This window comes from Ruegeria sp. CDSC068 (genome assembly GCF_059610545.1).
This window is the reverse complement of the sequence record NZ_JBXWNV010000002.1, coordinates 518,976-534,251: the sequence shown is the minus strand read 5'-3', so window position 1 is coordinate 534,251 and position 15,276 is coordinate 518,976. Positions and strand designations below refer to the sequence as shown.

19 protein-coding genes are annotated in these 15,276 nt (G+C 57.9%); all 19 read right to left on the bottom strand.

What is annotated here, in order from left to right:
• Positions 1 to 3: 3 nt before the first annotated feature.
• Complete coding sequence (locus AC2FID_RS07345; RefSeq protein ID WP_496836105.1) at positions 4 to 1,548, bottom strand: NADH-quinone oxidoreductase subunit M; 1,545 nt, start codon at positions 1,546 to 1,548, stop codon at positions 4 to 6.
• Positions 1,548 to 3,701 (bottom strand): NADH-quinone oxidoreductase subunit L, encoded by a 2,154-nt coding sequence (gene nuoL / locus AC2FID_RS07340; protein ID WP_496754903.1) that lies wholly within the window; start codon positions 3,699 to 3,701, stop codon positions 1,548 to 1,550. Before nuoL ends, AC2FID_RS07345 begins: the two co-directional genes overlap by 1 nt.
• Before the next feature lie 6 nt (positions 3,702 to 3,707).
• Positions 3,708 to 4,013, bottom strand: coding sequence for an NADH-quinone oxidoreductase subunit NuoK (gene nuoK, locus AC2FID_RS07335; protein WP_005984024.1), 306 nt, complete (start codon positions 4,011 to 4,013; stop codon positions 3,708 to 3,710).
• A gap of 4 nt (positions 4,014 to 4,017) precedes the next feature.
• A complete protein-coding gene (locus AC2FID_RS07330; RefSeq protein WP_282168776.1) occupies positions 4,018 to 4,620 on the bottom strand; it encodes an NADH-quinone oxidoreductase subunit J in 603 nt (200 codons plus the stop codon).
• Entirely contained in the window at positions 4,617 to 5,027 is a 411-nt protein-coding gene (locus tag AC2FID_RS07325) for a carboxymuconolactone decarboxylase family protein (protein WP_282168777.1), read from the bottom strand. The genes AC2FID_RS07330 and AC2FID_RS07325 overlap by 4 nt, the downstream gene beginning before the upstream one ends.
• Positions 5,024 to 5,518 carry an NADH-quinone oxidoreductase subunit NuoI gene (gene nuoI, locus AC2FID_RS07320; RefSeq protein WP_050602762.1) on the bottom strand — a complete coding sequence of 165 codons (495 nt, stop codon included), beginning with the start codon at positions 5,516 to 5,518 and terminating at the stop codon, positions 5,024 to 5,026. Before nuoI ends, AC2FID_RS07325 begins: the two co-directional genes overlap by 4 nt.
• 3 nt (positions 5,519 to 5,521) lie before the next feature.
• On the bottom strand, positions 5,522 to 6,046 hold the full coding sequence (locus tag AC2FID_RS07315) for a hypothetical protein (RefSeq protein WP_496836101.1): 525 nt from the start codon (positions 6,044 to 6,046) through the stop codon (positions 5,522 to 5,524).
• A gap of 95 nt (positions 6,047 to 6,141) precedes the next feature.
• Positions 6,142 to 7,179: an NADH-quinone oxidoreductase subunit NuoH gene (gene nuoH, locus AC2FID_RS07310; protein WP_496836100.1), complete on the bottom strand. Its 1,038-nt coding sequence runs from the start codon at positions 7,177 to 7,179 to the stop codon at positions 6,142 to 6,144.
• Complete coding sequence (locus AC2FID_RS07305) at positions 7,172 to 7,387, bottom strand: hypothetical protein (RefSeq protein WP_108861577.1); 216 nt, start codon at positions 7,385 to 7,387, stop codon at positions 7,172 to 7,174. The genes nuoH and AC2FID_RS07305 overlap by 8 nt, the downstream gene beginning before the upstream one ends.
• On the bottom strand, positions 7,384 to 9,405 hold the full coding sequence (gene nuoG, locus AC2FID_RS07300; protein ID WP_496836099.1) for an NADH-quinone oxidoreductase subunit NuoG: 2,022 nt from the start codon (positions 9,403 to 9,405) through the stop codon (positions 7,384 to 7,386). The genes AC2FID_RS07305 and nuoG overlap by 4 nt, the downstream gene beginning before the upstream one ends.
• Before the next feature lie 3 nt (positions 9,406 to 9,408).
• Positions 9,409 to 9,915: a DUF5333 domain-containing protein gene (locus AC2FID_RS07295; RefSeq protein ID WP_496836097.1), complete on the bottom strand. Its 507-nt coding sequence runs from the start codon at positions 9,913 to 9,915 to the stop codon at positions 9,409 to 9,411.
• A complete protein-coding gene (locus AC2FID_RS07290; RefSeq protein WP_282119184.1) occupies positions 9,912 to 10,301 on the bottom strand; it encodes a hypothetical protein in 390 nt (129 codons plus the stop codon). The genes AC2FID_RS07295 and AC2FID_RS07290 overlap by 4 nt, the downstream gene beginning before the upstream one ends.
• Positions 10,301 to 10,717 (bottom strand): MAPEG family protein, encoded by a 417-nt coding sequence (locus AC2FID_RS07285; RefSeq protein WP_282168782.1) that lies wholly within the window; start codon positions 10,715 to 10,717, stop codon positions 10,301 to 10,303. The genes AC2FID_RS07290 and AC2FID_RS07285 overlap by 1 nt, the downstream gene beginning before the upstream one ends.
• Before the next feature lie 58 nt (positions 10,718 to 10,775).
• Positions 10,776 to 12,074, bottom strand: coding sequence for an NADH-quinone oxidoreductase subunit NuoF (gene nuoF / locus AC2FID_RS07280; RefSeq protein WP_496754911.1), 1,299 nt, complete (start codon positions 12,072 to 12,074; stop codon positions 10,776 to 10,778).
• Positions 12,075 to 12,086: 12 nt separating this feature from the next.
• Positions 12,087 to 12,308 carry a DUF5337 domain-containing protein gene (locus AC2FID_RS07275; protein WP_496836019.1) on the bottom strand — a complete coding sequence of 74 codons (222 nt, stop codon included), beginning with the start codon at positions 12,306 to 12,308 and terminating at the stop codon, positions 12,087 to 12,089.
• Between the two features lie 34 nt (positions 12,309 to 12,342).
• The gene (gene nuoE / locus AC2FID_RS07270; RefSeq protein WP_496836018.1) at positions 12,343 to 13,449 is read right to left on the bottom strand and encodes an NADH-quinone oxidoreductase subunit NuoE; all 1,107 of its coding nucleotides are present in this window, start codon (positions 13,447 to 13,449) and stop codon (positions 12,343 to 12,345) included.
• Positions 13,449 to 13,925 (bottom strand): hypothetical protein, encoded by a 477-nt coding sequence (locus tag AC2FID_RS07265; RefSeq protein WP_282119181.1) that lies wholly within the window; start codon positions 13,923 to 13,925, stop codon positions 13,449 to 13,451. The genes nuoE and AC2FID_RS07265 overlap by 1 nt, the downstream gene beginning before the upstream one ends.
• Entirely contained in the window at positions 13,922 to 15,145 is a 1,224-nt protein-coding gene (locus AC2FID_RS07260) for an NADH-quinone oxidoreductase subunit D (protein ID WP_472723305.1), read from the bottom strand. The genes AC2FID_RS07265 and AC2FID_RS07260 overlap by 4 nt, the downstream gene beginning before the upstream one ends.
• Positions 15,145 to 15,276 carry a hypothetical protein gene (locus tag AC2FID_RS07255; RefSeq protein ID WP_496836093.1) on the bottom strand — a complete coding sequence of 44 codons (132 nt, stop codon included), beginning with the start codon at positions 15,274 to 15,276 and terminating at the stop codon, positions 15,145 to 15,147. The genes AC2FID_RS07260 and AC2FID_RS07255 overlap by 1 nt, the downstream gene beginning before the upstream one ends.

Sequence of the window (15,276 nt, the reverse complement as noted above, 5' to 3'; positions counted from 1 at the left end):
CCCTTAATGCGATGCGGCTGACTGGGTCGCGGCCTCAGCCGCGGCCAGAGCCATGTCATAGTTCGAAATCAGCGCGGCGGTCGAGTTGCCGACAATATCGGTCACCAGCGACGGGTAGACACCCAGCAAGATGGTCATCACGATCAGCGGCGCAAAGATCAGCCGCTCGCGCGAGCTCATATCCGTCATCGCCTTGAGGCTTTCTTTGATCAAATCGCCAAAGACCACTCGGCGATACAGCCATAGCGCATAAGCTGCCGAGAAGATCACACCAGAAGCCGCAACAGCTGTCACCCATGTGTTGACCTGGAAGGTTCCCATCAGCGTCAGGAATTCTCCGATGAAACCACTGGTGCCCGGCAGACCTACATTGGCCATGGTGAACAACATGAAGACCAATGCATAGGCTGGCATGCGAATGACCAACCCACCGTAAGCCTCGATGTCGCGAGTATGCATCCGGTCATAGATCACGCCAACACACAGGAAGAGCGCAGCCGAGATGAACCCGTGGCTGAGCATCTGGAAGATCGCGCCGTCAATGCCCTGCTGGTTCGCCGCAAAAATACCCATGGTCACAAAGCCCATATGCGCGACTGAGGAATAAGCTATCAGCTTTTTCATGTCTTCCTGCACCAGCGCCACAAGCGAGGTATAGACAACGGCTATCGCTGACATCCACAACACTACATCGGTCATTACTGCCGAGCCCACCGGGAACATCGGCAGGCTGAACCGTAGAAAACCATAGCCGCCCATCTTCAACAGGATCGCCGCCAGAACGACCGACCCGGCGGTCGGCGCCTGAACGTGCGCATCCGGCAACCAGGTGTGTACTGGCCACATCGGCATCTTCACTGCGAATGATGCAAAGAACGCCAGGAACATAAGTGTCTGCATACCGCCGACAATATAGATTCCAAGCACGCTGAACCCTTCGGACGAGAAGTGGTGGCTCATCAGTGCTTCGATATCCGTAGTGCCCGCGTCCGCATACATCGCGACCATCGCGACCAGCATCAGCACTGATCCAAGGAAGGTATAGAGGAAGAACTTGAAACTGGCGTAGATGCGTTCTTTGCCGCCCCAGATGCCGATAATCAGGAACATCGGGATCAGCCCAGCCTCAAAAAACAGGTAGAACAGCACCAGATCCAGCGCCATGAACACGCCCAGCATCAGCGTCTCCAGAAGCAGGAAGGCGATCATGTATTCCTTGACGCGGTCCGTGACATGCCAGCTGGCCAGAATGGTCAGGGGCATGATGAAGGTGGTCAACAAGACAAACAGAACGCTGATACCGTCCACGCCCATCTTGTATTTCAGGCCCAGCAGCCATTCGCCTTCTTCCACCATCTGGAAGCCGGTGTTGGACGGATCAAAACCCGTGTAAATGCCGATCGAGACCAGGAACGTCACCGTGGTAGCCACCAGTGCAACCCATTTGGCATTGCGCTGTGCGGCCACGTCCTCGCCATGCAAGAACAGGGCCAAAATGCCTGCTGCCACAGCGGGGATGAAGGTGACAATGGAGAGGATATTATCCATTAGTGTGCGCCTCCGCCGATCGATATCCAAGTGACAAGGGCAGCGATACCCAGAACCATCCAGAAGGCGTAAGTAAAGATGTAGCCCGTCTGCGCCTTGCCAGCGAGGCGGGTAAAGAAGGGTACAACACCCATGGCCACCCCGTTGAGGAAACCGTCAATGGTGTTGCCGTCACCCCGTTTCCACAGGAACCGGCCGAGCGCGATGGTGGGTTTGACGAAAACCGCGTCATAGATCTCGTCAAAGTACCACTTGTTCAGCAGGAACAGGTACAGGGGGCGCTGGTTCTGCGCCAAACGCGTCGGCAGCGATGTGTTCACGATGTAGAACCAGAAGGCCACGATAAAGCCCAAAGCCATGGCGACAAAAGGCGAAACCTTGACCCACTTGGGGGCAGCATGCGCATCGTCCAGAACATGATTGTCCGGCGCGATGTAAATCGCGCCCTCGCCCGGCTCACCCGCGAAGACGTAATGGTGGTCGTCGCCGTGCGCCGCTTTTTCTTCGTGTCCGGCGTCATCACCATGGCTTTCATCCGCGTGCGCCTCATCCGCATGCGTATCGTCTCCATGGGTCGTATCGGCTGTACCGTGATCACTGGCCTCTGCATGCTCGGACGCCTCAGCCACCGGTATACCGTAGAACTTGCCGACCTTGTCTGTGTGACCAAAGAAGTTGCCATACCAGATCATCCCGGCAAACACCGCGCCCAAGGACAGAACACCCAGCGGCACCAGCATGGTCATCGGACTTTCATGCGCGTGCTCATGCGTATGCTTGTCGCCACGCTCTTCGCCATAAAAGGTCAGGAATATCAGACGCCAGCTGTAGAATGACGTGAACGCCGCCGCGATCACCAGCATCCAGAAGGCATATCCGGTGCCGCCGGCAAAAGCGCTTTCGATGATGGCGTCCTTGGACAAGAACCCGGCGAACCCGATTTGGGTCAGCGGGATGCCGACGCCTGTAATCGCAAGGGTGCCGATCATCATCGCCCAGAATGTATAGGGGATCTTCTTCCGCAGGCCGCCGTATTCGGTCATCTCCTGCTCGTGATGCATCGCGTGGATCACCGAACCTGCGCCAAGGAACAACAGCGCCTTGAAGAAAGCATGGGTCAGCAAGTGGAACATCGCTGCCGAATACATACCAACACCCGCGGCCACGAACATGTAGCCCAACTGAGAACAGGTCGAATAGGCAATGACGCGCTTGATGTCGGTCTGAACCAGGCCAACGGTCGCGGCGAAAAACGCGGTCGAGGCCCCAAGGAAGGTGATGAACCCGGTGGCACCCGGCGCAAATTCCATTAATGGCGACATCCGGCAGATCAGGAACACACCCGCCGTCACCATGGTTGCAGCGTGGATCAGCGCCGAAACAGGCGTCGGGCCTTCCATCGCGTCTGGCAACCAGGTGTGCAGGATCAACTGCGCTGATTTCCCCATCGCGCCGATGAACAGCAGGACGCAGATCACCTCGATTGCGGTCCACTCACCCCACAGGAAGTGCAACTTCTCTTCGGCCAGCGCAGGGGCCGAGGCAAAAATGTCCGAGAAATTGATGCTGTCCGTCAGGAAGAACAACGCGAAGATGCCCAGAGCAAAGCCAAAGTCGCCAACCCGGTTTACGATGAATGCTTTCATCGCCGCCGCATTGGCCGTGGGCTTGCGATAATAGAACCCGATCAGCAGGTAAGAGGCCACACCCACACCTTCCCAGCCAAAGAACATCTGAACCAGATTGTCGGCTGTCACCAACATCAGCATGGCGAAAGTGAAGAACGACAGATAGGCAAAGAAGCGCGGCTTATAGCTCTCGCCCTCGCGCCATTGCGGATCGTGATCCATGTAGCCGAAGGAATAGAGGTGCACGAGCGCCGAAACCGTCGTCACCACGATCAGCATGATCGCGGTCAGACGATCCAGTCGAACGGCCCAGCTTGTCGACAGCGAACCGCTTTCGATCCAGCGCATGATTTCGATCTGCTGGGTCACACCGTCGAACGAGAAGAACACGATCCACGACAGCAGACAGGCCAGGAACAGAAGGCCAGTGGCGGTCCACATGGCGGCTTTCTCGCCAATGAACTTCCAGCCGAACCCGCAGATCAGCGCGCCCACCAGCGGGGCAAAGAGGATGGTGGTTTCCATGTTCTCTTACCCCTTCATCATATTGACGTCTTCAACCGCGATGGTGCCACGGTTGCGGAAGAAGCAGACCAGAATGGCCAGCCCGATCGCGGCCTCGGCCGCCGCCACGGTCAGCACGAACAGCGTAAACACCTGCCCGACCAGATCGCCGAGAAAGCTGGAAAACGCCACGAGGTTGATATTCACCGCCAGCAGCATCAGTTCGATGCTCATCAGCAGGATGATGACGTTCTTGCGGTTCAGGAAGAGACCGAAGATGCCGATGACGAACAGCGTCGCCGCGACTGTAAGATAGTGTTCAAGTCCGATCATCGTCTTAAAGCCCCTGCCCCGGTTTTACGTCCTTCAACTCCATCGCCTTGGCCGGGTCGCGCATCATCTGGCCGACGATGTCCTGACGCTTGATGTCCTTGCGGTGGCGCAGCGTCAGAACGATGGCGCCGATCATGGCCACCAGCAGGATCAGGCCCGCCAGTTGGAACAGAAGGAAGTATTGATCATAAAGGATAACACCTAGGGCCTCGGTGTTGTGACGGTCCGCCGGGACCGGTTGCGCTAAGTTGGCCGCTGCACCCTGCGCGCTGTCCCAAGCCCCGAAGGCCATGACGAACTGCATCAGGATGATCAGACCAATCAGCAGGGCCAGCGGCATATAGCGCGCCATCTCGGCCTTGAGCTCGGCAAAGTCAACATCCAGCATCATCACCACAAACAGGAACAGCACCGCGACCGCGCCGACATAGACGATGATCAGCAGCATCGCCACGAACTCGGCCCCCAGCAGCACGAACAGCCCCGCCGCTGACAGGAACGACAGGATCAGCCATAGCACCGAGTGCACCGGCTGACGGCTGATCACCGTGAACAGCCCGCCGGTGATGGCGCTGATTGCAAACAGGTAGAAGGCAAAGACGGTCATTGATCCTCATCCTCGTTGTCGCCCATGACCTCTTGCGCCAGTTCCAACGCGCGGGTCATAGCCGGGATGCCGGCAAAGACCGACATCTGACCGATCGTTTCCACGATCTCTTGTTTCTTTGCGCCCGCCTCCAGTGCATGGCGCACGGTCTGCCTTACGGCCGCATCCGCCTGCGCGCCCTGACAGGTCAGCCCGGCCAGCGTCAGCAGCAGGCGCGTCTTGGCATCCAGACCGTCCTTGTTGACGGTGTTGCCAAACATCATCTCCATGACCTCTTTGGGCATAGTCGGCCACAGCGCCTCGAACCCTTTGGGCGAGAAGTTTTCCATCGCGGGATTCATCGCCTTGGCCATGTCCTGCGCCTGTTTCATCATCAGGTCGAACGGATTTTGGGGCGTGTCAGTCATCGGTACGGCGCATCCATTTCCAGATTGCGGGCGATCTCAGCTTCCCAGCGTTCGCCGTTGTCGAGCAGCTTTTCCTTGTCGTAGAACAGCTCTTCGCGGGTTTCCGTGGCAAATTCGAAGTTCGGCCCCTCGACGATGGCGTCCACCGGACAGGCCTCTTGGCAGAAGCCGCAATAGATGCACTTGGTCATGTCGATGTCATACCGCGTGGTACGGCGGCTGCCGTCTTCGCGCGGTTCGGCGTCGATGGTGATGGCTTGTGCCGGGCAAATCGCTTCACACAGCTTGCAGGCGATGCAGCGTTCCTCGCCGTTCGGATAACGGCGTAGCGCGTGCTCACCGCGAAAACGCGGAGACAGGGGGCCCTTTTCATGCGGGTAGTTAATGGTGGCTTTGGGGGCGAAGAAATACTTTAGTCCCAGCTTCATGCCGACCCAGAAGTCTTGCAGAAGGAAGTATTTGGCGGCACGAGTGTAATCGATTTGGGTCATGGCTTAGGACTCCTTCTCGCAGCGTCCAATTGTGTCTTCTGCAATCGCCGACACCTGATCCACGATATCTGGCGTATCAGGATCGAGCGCTAATGTGCGACGGTCAAACTCTCTCATACGCGTGCATTCCGACATATTTGTCGCGCTCAGCAATTGATCCACCTTCATATCGCTCGGAAAATCACCGTTTTCGATTCCCCAATTGACGAACTCTTCCAAGTGAGCACGGTCTTCCTGTGTGATCCAAAGGCAATCAACCAGATCCAACAAAGCGATAGATTTGTTACGCATCCTCGCTGAAATCGGATCACCATTGGCTAGGTGGCTCCGATAAACCGCCATGTCGCCAACCTGGAGCGCGTTAGCAAGGGCACCTATGGCAAACTTATCGAAGGCAGAATGCTGGTCCACATCAACCCGCGGGTCCAACCCACCTGTGTTATTTGCGAGAATGCCTAGAACCTTATCGTCGATAGCAGATACAGCGTCAATTTCGGATCCGCAGAACCCGCGTGCCAAATCAAGCATGTTCCGCTGCTCCAATGGCTCCGCTTTATCAGCCGCGACAGGACCGCTTCCAGCAGCCACCGTGCAAGCCACCAACAGATTCAGAAGACTTATCCTCATCCCCCTACGCTCCAACGGGCAAACGCGCCCCAGAACCAGTCGAATTTTGCCGCGAAGGCCACAAAGACCACCCAGGCCAGCGAGAAGGGCAGGAAGACTTTCCAACCCAGCCGCATCAGCTGGTCATAGCGGTAGCGCGGTGTGATTGCCTTGACCATCGCGAAGAGGAAGAAGAAGAACGCCATCTTGGCGACCATCCACAGCACTCCGTCCGGCAAGCCGGGGATCGGCGACAGCCAGCCGCCGAAGAACAGCAGCGTGGTCAGCGCACACATCAGGAAGATAGCGATGTACTCGCCTGCCATGAACAGCAGGAACGGTGTCGCCGAGTATTCGACCTGATAACCGGCGACCAACTCCGACTCCGCCTCGGGCAGGTCAAACGGAGGCCGGTTGGTTTCCGCTAGCGCCGAGATGAAGAACAGGAAGACCATCGGGAAATGCGGTAACCAGTACCAGCTGAAGAAACCGAACCGGCCATCTTGCGCCTCGACAATGTGGCCGAAATTCATCGAGCCGGTTGAGATGATAACCCCAATAATAATCAGGCCAATGGAGACTTCATAGGAAATCATCTGAGCCGCAGAGCGCAATGATCCAAGGAAAGGGTACTTTGAGTTCGACGCCCAACCACCCATAATCACGCCATAAACTTCCAGTGAGGATACGGCAAAGACATACAGAATTGCGACATTGATATCCGACAACACCCAGCCATCATTGAACGGGATCACGGCCCAGGCGATCATCGCCAATACGAATGAGGTCAGCGGAGCGAGGATGAACACTGTGCGGTCGGCACCCGCCGGTATGACCACCTCTTTCACCACGTACTTCAGGGCGTCAGCCACCGATTGCAGCAGTCCATAGATGCCAACCACGTTGGGGCCGCGGCGCATTTGGACGGCGGCCCAGATCTTGCGGTCGCCGTAAACAAGGAACAACAGCGAAATCATCACGAAGGCAACAACTGCAAGCACTTGCGCCAGAATGATGATGGCTATTCCGCCTGGGGTGTTAAAGAAATCAGCCATTGGTCCTCACACCGTGGGTATTCAATTTTTCGCGGGTGATGATCAGGCCAAGTGCCTGCGCATCTTGCGGTTGGGTCGGCGCATAGGTGTAAACAGCATCCACAGCCATCGCGCTACCTTTTTCATTGCGTTTCATGCGCAGTTCCCTGGTGCCCGCACCGCAAGCGATGTTGGCTTCTGAAAGCGATATGAAACGGGTCTGGTTCATTCTGCCGCAATCTTCCCGGTATTCCGAGACTGCGCCTGAGCAGAAAGCTCGGCCATCAACTGCGACGCCCGTGCAATCGGGTTGGTCAGATAAAAATCCCTGATCACATTGCGGAACGTTGCTTGACCCAGAGGGCCGGCATCCAACGGCTGGACCTCATTCTCGATCACGTGGTCGATTTGGGCCAGATGCGGCACGGCTTCGATCAACGCTGTGCGCAGTTGCGCCAGCGAGTCGAAAGGCAACGTAGCGCCCAGTTCTGCCGACAGCGCCCGCAAGATGGCCCAATTCTCTTTCGCCTCACCCGGAGCGAACCCGGCACGCATCGCCAGTTGCGGGCGGCCTTCAGTGTTCACGAATAGGCCGTTTTCCTCGGTATACGCGGCACCAGGAAGGATCACATCGGCACGGTGCGCGCCACGATCACCGTGGCTGCCCTGATAGATCACAAAGGCCCCTTCGCCGATTTCAACCTCATCTGCGCCGAGGTTGTAGATCACGTCAGCCGCACCAACCGCATCCATTCCGCCTTCGTTGGTGGCATCCACATCCATCGCCCCCACGCGAGACGCAGCGCTGTGCAGTATCAGCAATCCACTTTCGGTATTGGCTGCAATCGTTTGCGCGGCGGCCAGCACAGCTGCGCCGTCAGCTTCAAGCAGCGCACCCTGCCCGACGATGACCAGCGAGGCTTTGCCCTTGATCTCAACATCGCCGGCCATATCGACGACCTTTTGCAACGCCGCGCGGTCGTCGCCCATATGGTGATACGCGTAGGTCAGATCGGCCGCTGGCCCAACCAAGGCCACCTCCGTCCCATGTGCCCAGGCCTTTCGGATACGCGCGTTCAAAACCGGAGCTTCGTCGCGCGGGTTCGTTCCGATCAGCAGAATACGCTCGGCTGTGTCGATATCCTCAATCGCGGCCGTCCCGGCATAGGCACCGCGATTTCCCGCAGGCAGCTTGGCCCCATCGGTTCGGCATTCAACAACACCGCCCTGCCCTTCGATCAATTGCTTCAGCGCGAACGCGGCCTCGACCGGAGCGAGATCACCTACGATACCCGCCGGCTTTTCGGCCTCTTTCAGCGCCTCGGCAACTTTGGTCAGCGCCTCGGGCCACGAGGCCGGGCGTAGCTTGCCGTTTTCGCGCACGTAAGGTTTGTCCAAACGCTGACGACGCAGGCCATCCCAAACGAACCGGGTCTTGTCGCTGATCCATTCTTCGTTCACGCCGTCATGGTTGCGCGGCAGGAAACGCATGACCTCGCGCCCCTTGGTGTCCACACGGATATTGGCCCCCAGCGCATCCATGACGTCTATGGATTCAGTCTTGGTCAACTCCCACGGGCGGGCGGTAAAGGCGTAAGGCTTGGAAGTCAGCGCCCCAACCGGGCAAAGGTCGATGATGTTGCCCTGCAAGTTCGAATTCAGCGTCTCGTTCAGATAGGACGTGATCTCGGCATCTTCGCCACGCCCGGTCTGGCCCATCTGCGTGATCCCGGCGACCTCGGTCGTGAACCGCACGCAGCGGGTGCAGCTGATGCAGCGGGTCATCGCGGTTCCGACCAGCGGCCCCAGATCCAGATCGTCTACGGCGCGCTTGGCTTCCTTGAAGCGCGAGCCCGACACACCATACGCCATCGCCTGATCCTGCAGGTCACACTCCCCACCCTGATCACAGATCGGGCAGTCCAGCGGGTGGTTGATAAGCAGGAACTCCATCACCCCTTCGCGCGCTTTCTTGACCATGGGCGAGTTCGTCTTGACCTCTGGTGGCTGACCTTCCGGTCCCGGGCGCAGATCGCGTACCTGCATCGCACACGACGCCGCAGGTTTGGGCGGGCCGCCAACAACTTCGACCAGACACATCCGGCAATTCCCGGCAATCGACAGACGCTCGTGATAGCAAAAGCGCGGCACCTCGACCCCGGCCTGCTCACAGGCCTGGATTAGGGTCATCGCACCATCGACTTCGATTTCCTGCCCGTCGATATTGACTTTGCGGAGGTCAGACATGGTCTAGTTCGCCCTCAAATAAACGCCGATGGCGCTGTTTCTTTCGATCTCTGCCTGCCCCAACGTGCAGAAAGATTTGGGATTGTCATAAGACACACCGTTCGCGGCCAGGTACGCCTCGCCTTTGGCACGCATCCGGTCCTTTTCGGCATCCGATTCCACGTAAGCGCGGATTTCGCCGTCCGAATACCCCATACTGTTCGCCTTGGACTTGAGCCCCCACATCACGCCAATCGCCTTCAGCCTGCGCCCGCTGATCGACGGGCAGTAATCCGAAATCTCGTTTGCGATAGCGATGTAATAGAGTTCGTCGTCAATCTCTTTGACTTCCCGCATGGGCGGTTTGGCGTCGGCCATAGCCGGGATAGCCAGAACAGACAGCACAATAAGCAGTTTCACACCAGACATGACAAATCCTTTCGTCTTGGACAGGCCAAAACGATCCAGGACTGGCGCGCTATTCAATAACACGCCCTGCGTCACGCTCTGATATGCGAAAAACCGGTTCATGGTCGCTGGCAGGTTCCTGCAAAGGTCAATTTATTGTCGGTGATGCGCAAATTCTGCGGTTCGGTGTCGGGTCCGACTTTCCAGTTGATTTTAGAAGTCCCAAAGGCGTCGATACAGAATTTGGTTCCTTCGTGCCGCCCCGCTTCGCGCGCGCCATCCAAAGACGCGGACACGCCGTTCACCACAACCGTAAAATCCGTCGGAGCGTTCCTTTTGTCGACGGCCTTCGCTTTGGCCCGGAAGGCTTTGCCATCAAAGAGGATTCGGTCACTGGACGACGTGCCGCAGGCCGAGACAAAAACTGCAGCACCCAAGGCGGCGGTCAGTACCACACGTCCCATCCTGAATTTTGATCCAGTCAACGGATAAGTACCTTTCTTTTCCATTAGAACGCCGCCACCAATGCCATGAAGCCCATCACAACCATACAGGCCCATCCGACAACGTAGGATACCGATCGAACGCCGCTGTGCGGTTGTCCAATACCACGCATGTGAATAACCAACATGACGATGCGCGCAATCAGAGCGACCGATGCCAATAGGTTCACCCAGAACGGGCTGACCCCAAGCAACATGGCCGCGACTGTGACAGCGATATAGGCCGGCAGCGTCTCGGTCCCGTTCAGATAAGCCCGGTTCAGGCGATACGCCTTGTCCGAATAGTCCTGTTCCGGCGTTGCCCCGGGGGCCAGGCCCTTGCCCTGTTTGGCCAGCGCGGAAAACGGCGCAAGCGCCAGAATGATCAACGTAAAGACCACGAGGGATGCGATTGCATGTGAATACTCAGCAAAAGATTCCATTAGTTCAACTCCCTGATCTCAACTTGGTTTGGGTTTGATCCGATATCATGCAACTTGATCACTCCGCCGCCATCGCGCCCATACGGCCCGATTTCTGGGCCTTGATACGATCCTCGATTTCCTCACGGAAATTGCGGATCAGGCCCTGGATTGGCCAGGCGGCCGCATCGCCCAACGCACAGATCGTGTGGCCTTCGACCTGCTTGGTCACGTCAAACAACATGTCGATCTCTTCCAGTTCGGCCTCACCCCGCACCAGACGGTCCATCACGCGCATCATCCAGCCGGTGCCTTCGCGGCAAGGAGTACACTGACCACAGCTTTCATGTTTGTAGAACTTCGACAAACGCCAGATCGCTTTGATGATGTCCGTAGACTTATCCATCACGATTACAGCCGCCGTCCCCAGACCAGACCCCAGATCATTGCGCAAATGGTCGAAATCCATGATGGCCTCGCGCATGTCTTCACCGCGCACACAAGGCACCGAAGAACCACCGGGGATCACCGCCAGCAGGTTGTCCCATCCGCCGCGAATGCCGCCACAATGGGTTTCGATCAGTTGCTCAAACGGGATCGACATCGCCTCTTCAACCACGCAGGGGTTATTTACGTGGCCCGAGATCGCAAACAGCTTGGTGCCCGCATTGTTCTGGCGGCCAAATCCAGCAAACCAATCCGCACCACGGCGCAGAATGGTCGGCACAACGGCGATGGATTCCACGTTGTTCACCGTGGTCGGGCAGCCGTAAAGCCCCGCCCCCGCCGGGAACGGAGGTTTCATGCGCGGCATGCCCTTCTTGCCCTCAAGGCTTTCGATCAGGGCTGTTTCCTCACCGCAGATATACGCCCCGGCCCCGTGATGCAGAAACAGGTCGAAATCCCAACCCGAACCGGCGGCGTTTTTGCCCAGCAATCCGGCATCATAGGCCTCATCAATCGCGGCTTGCAGTGCCTCGCGCTCGCGGATGTACTCACCACGCAGGTAGATATAGCAGGTATGTGCATTCATCGCGAAAGACGCGATCAGGCAGCCTTCGATCAGCGTATGCGGATCGTGGCGCATAATCTCACGGTCTTTGCAAGTCCCGGGCTCGGATTCGTCCGCGTTCACCACCAGATAGGCCGGACGACCGTCGCTTTCCTTGGGCATGAACGACCATTTCAGACCGGTGGGAAAACCCGCACCGCCGCGACCGCGCAGGCCCGAGTCCTTCATCGTCTGGATGATCCAGTCACGCCCGTTCCCAATCAGGCCAGCTGTGCCGTCCCAATGCCCGCGGGTCTGCGCGCCTTTCAGCGTACGCTCATGCATCCCGTAGATATTGGTAAAGATCCTGTCCTGATCCTTCAGCATCATGTCTTACCTTCAGCTGTCCTGACGCATGCGCCAGAGTTGAAAAATGTTCACGCCCGCATAGATGAAACCCGCCAAAGCGGCGAAATCAAACAGCAGCGCATAGCGCCCGGGCAATCCCAGTGCCGGGCCGATGAACAACGAAATGGCAAGCCACAACAGCATGGTCACCGCGATGACCACCCCGATATGTCGGCCCTTGCGGGCCACGGCCTGTTCTTTTTCTTTGTCCATCTCACCTTGATGCCCCGAACGGGCACCGTCCTATTCAGTCTTTGTAGGTGCCGTCTTCTTTGGCACGTTTTGCAAATTCGGTTTCTTCGCCTGTCGCCAGTTGGGCTGCTTGTTCGATCCAACCGTCCCGCTCGATCCGACCCTTGAACTTCAGCCGCGCATCTACCCAGGCCACCTGTTCCGGCGTCCATGCTGCGATCTGGTCAAAGTGGAAAAAGCCAAGTTCGTTCAGCGTCTGTTCAAGCTTGGGCCCGACCCCTTTTAGCATCTTGAGGTCGTCCGCTTTGCCATCCCGCGCGGCGGTCAGAGTTTCGGGCTGATCCTCTTTGATCTGGGCCTTCTTTGCCTCTTCCGCCTGCTTCACGGCGGGTTTGGCGGGTGCCGGCGCCTTTGGTGGCTTTGGCGCGGCCTTGGTCGCCGCAGCCTTGCCGTCTTTGCCCAGCCATGGCGTCAGGATCGGAACCTCGGTCCCGTCGATGCGTTTGACCGTATCACCAAGTACTTCGGCCAGTTCGACACTGGCATTGTACTGCGGTTTTCCGGCATCGTAGTCCGTGAGGCTGGTCAGACCGCTCAGCGGTTCTGCCGCGTATCTGCCATTCTGCGGACCCGGTGTCGGCACCTTGCCTGCGGCCAGATCGTCAATGATCTTGCCAAAACTGTCAGCGGTCAGATCTTCGTAATAGTCCTTGCCGATCTGCGCCATCGGCGCATTGGTGCAGGACCCAAGGCATTCCACCTCTTCCCAACTCAATTTACCATCAACTGAAAGCTCATGCGGTTTGGCAGCGATCTTCTCCTTGCAAACCGCGATCAGGTCTTCGGCCCCGCAGATCATGCAGGAGGTCGTTCCGCAGACCTGAATATGCGCGACAGATCCAACCGGTTGCAGTTGGAACATGAAGTAGAACGACGCAACCTCGAGCACCCGGATATAGGCCATGCCCAGCATGTCGGCGACAGATTCAATCGCGGGACGGCTCAGCCAGCCTTCTTGTTCCTGCGCGCGCCAAAGCAACGGGATAACCGCGCTGGCCTGACGGCCGTCAGGATATTTGGTGATCTGTGCTGTGGCCCACTGCTGGTTGGCAGCAGTGAAGGCAAAGCTTTCAGGTTGTTCGGGGTGCAGACGGCGCAGCATTAGCAGGCATCTCCGATCACGATAATATAGGGGTCTTCCTGATGCGCGCGGCCTTGATTGACAAGGCGGGCAATCAGATCAGGCGTTTCGGCCTGAGTAAAACCGGCGGGGCGCAGTTTGATCTGAGCTTCTTCGTCGACCATGCGGCACCCGTTCAGACGCACAAAATCATAAAGTGCATCGGCACGGCCCGCCGTGTCCTCTGGCGCAAGCCCATGCGCACCGCAGATCGCCGGAGCAATTTCGAATGTCGCACCGTCCAGCCCGGCCACCCCCTGTTCAGCCCAGGAATTAATCACAGCGCTGACATCTTCGGGTCGCAGGTCATGGGCAGAAAAGGCTTCCTCGGCGCGCGATACATCCAGCCGGCAGCCGTTTTCGCGCATCACCTCAAGCACTTTTGCCGTCGGATGGGTCGAGGCGGCCTGCAACGGTGTGGCGGCTGCTAGCGCCAGGATCAAAACAAGGCGTCTCACCGGTCAATCTCTCCGAACACAACATCCATCGTCCCGATGATCGCGGCCACGTCAGCCAGTTGGTGGCCCCCGGCGATATGGTCCATGGCTTGTAGGTGCAGGAAACCCGGCGCGCGTAGCTTGGCGCGGTAAGGTTTGTTGGTGCCATCAGCGACGAGGTAGACGCCGAACTCACCCTTGGGGGCCTCGACGGCGGCATAGACCTCGCCTGCGGGCACATGGAAGCCTTCGGTGTACAGCTTGAAGTGATGGATCAGGCTTTCCATCGAGGTTTTCATGTCCGAACGTTTCGGCGGAGTGATCTTGCCGCGTGCCAGGACGTCACCGGGGCAGTCACGGATTTTGACAATGGCCTGCTGGATGATCGACAGCGATTGACGCATCTCTTCCATTCGGACCAGGTAACGGTCATAGCAGTCACCGTTTTTGCCGACGGGGATCTGAAACTCGAACTCGTCATAGCATTCATAGGGCTGCGCGCGTCGCAGGTCCCATGCCAGACCCGATCCACGCACCATCACGCCCGAGAAGCCGTATTTCTGGATATCTTCCTCGGTCACGACACCGATATCGGCATTGCGCTGCTTGAAGATGCGGTTTTCGGTCAATAGGCCATCTATGTCGTCCAAAACGGCGGGAAATTCGTGGCTCCACGCCTCGATATCGTCCAGCAGTTCGGGCGGCAGGTCCTGATGCACACCACCGGGCCGGAAATAAGCCGCGTGCAGGCGGGCACCGCAGGCACGCTCATAGAACACCATCAGCTTTTCGCGTTCTTCAAAGCCCCACAGAGGCGGGGTCAACGCGCCCACATCCATCGCTTGCGTGGTCACGTTCAGAAGGTGGTTCAGAATACGCCCGATCTCGGAATACAAAACCCGGATCAGTGAGCCACGGCGCGGAACCTCGACGCCGGTCAGCTTTTCGATGGCCAGACACCAGGCGTGCTCCTGGTTCATTGGCGCCACATAATCCAGACGGTCGAAATACGGCAGGTTCTGCAGATACGTTCGGCTTTCCATCAGCTTTTCGGTGCCACGGTGCAGCAGGCCGATATGCGGGTCACAGCGTTCAACGATCTCGCCGTCCAGCTCAAGCACAAGACGCAAAACCCCGTGCGCCGCTGGGTGTTGCGGGCCGAAGTTGATGTTGAAATTGCGGATCTTCTGTTCTCCGCTCAGCGCGTCAGTGCTGCCGTCATCGTATCTTGAGCCGTCCATCAACGCCCCCGTTTCTTTTTCGCATCAGCCCAAACCCGGACCTTTTCCGCCTCGACAGCCTTGGCCGCAGCCCCTGCCAGCAGGACCCCCAGCGCACCCAAAGCGATCAGTTCCCCCAGCAGCATCAGCAT

Coding starts and splice junctions, on each gene's coding strand:
- AC2FID_RS07325 (WP_282168777.1), bottom strand. CDS start 5,027: ATGACTGACACGCCCCAAAATCCGTTCGACCTGATGATGAAACAGGCG.
- AC2FID_RS07330 (WP_282168776.1), bottom strand. CDS start 4,620: ATGACCGTCTTTGCCTTCTACCTGTTTGCAATCAGCGCCATCACCGGC.
- nuoK (WP_005984024.1), bottom strand. CDS start 4,013: ATGATCGGACTTGAACACTATCTTACAGTCGCGGCGACGCTGTTCGTC.
- nuoL (WP_496754903.1), bottom strand. CDS start 3,701: ATGGAAACCACCATCCTCTTTGCCCCGCTGGTGGGCGCGCTGATCTGC.
- AC2FID_RS07255 (WP_496836093.1), bottom strand. CDS start 15,276: ATGCTGATGCTGCTGGGGGAACTGATCGCTTTGGGTGCGCTGGGGGTC.
- nuoF (WP_496754911.1), bottom strand. CDS start 12,074: ATGCTGAAGGATCAGGACAGGATCTTTACCAATATCTACGGGATGCAT.
- AC2FID_RS07315 (WP_496836101.1), bottom strand. CDS start 6,046: ATGCTTGATTTGGCACGCGGGTTCTGCGGATCCGAAATTGACGCTGTA.
- nuoH (WP_496836100.1), bottom strand. CDS start 7,179: ATGGCTGATTTCTTTAACACCCCAGGCGGAATAGCCATCATCATTCTG.
- nuoG (WP_496836099.1), bottom strand. CDS start 9,405: ATGTCTGACCTCCGCAAAGTCAATATCGACGGGCAGGAAATCGAAGTC.
- nuoI (WP_050602762.1), bottom strand. CDS start 5,518: ATGACCCAAATCGATTACACTCGTGCCGCCAAATACTTCCTTCTGCAA.
- AC2FID_RS07295 (WP_496836097.1), bottom strand. CDS start 9,915: ATGAACCGGTTTTTCGCATATCAGAGCGTGACGCAGGGCGTGTTATTG.
- AC2FID_RS07275 (WP_496836019.1), bottom strand. CDS start 12,308: ATGGACAAAGAAAAAGAACAGGCCGTGGCCCGCAAGGGCCGACATATC.
- nuoE (WP_496836018.1), bottom strand. CDS start 13,449: ATGCTGCGCCGTCTGCACCCCGAACAACCTGAAAGCTTTGCCTTCACT.
- AC2FID_RS07285 (WP_282168782.1), bottom strand. CDS start 10,717: ATGGAATCTTTTGCTGAGTATTCACATGCAATCGCATCCCTCGTGGTC.
- AC2FID_RS07260 (WP_472723305.1), bottom strand. CDS start 15,145: ATGGACGGCTCAAGATACGATGACGGCAGCACTGACGCGCTGAGCGGA.
- AC2FID_RS07345 (WP_496836105.1), bottom strand. CDS start 1,548: ATGGATAATATCCTCTCCATTGTCACCTTCATCCCCGCTGTGGCAGCA.
- AC2FID_RS07290 (WP_282119184.1), bottom strand. CDS start 10,301: ATGGAAAAGAAAGGTACTTATCCGTTGACTGGATCAAAATTCAGGATG.
- AC2FID_RS07305 (WP_108861577.1), bottom strand. CDS start 7,387: ATGAACCAGACCCGTTTCATATCGCTTTCAGAAGCCAACATCGCTTGC.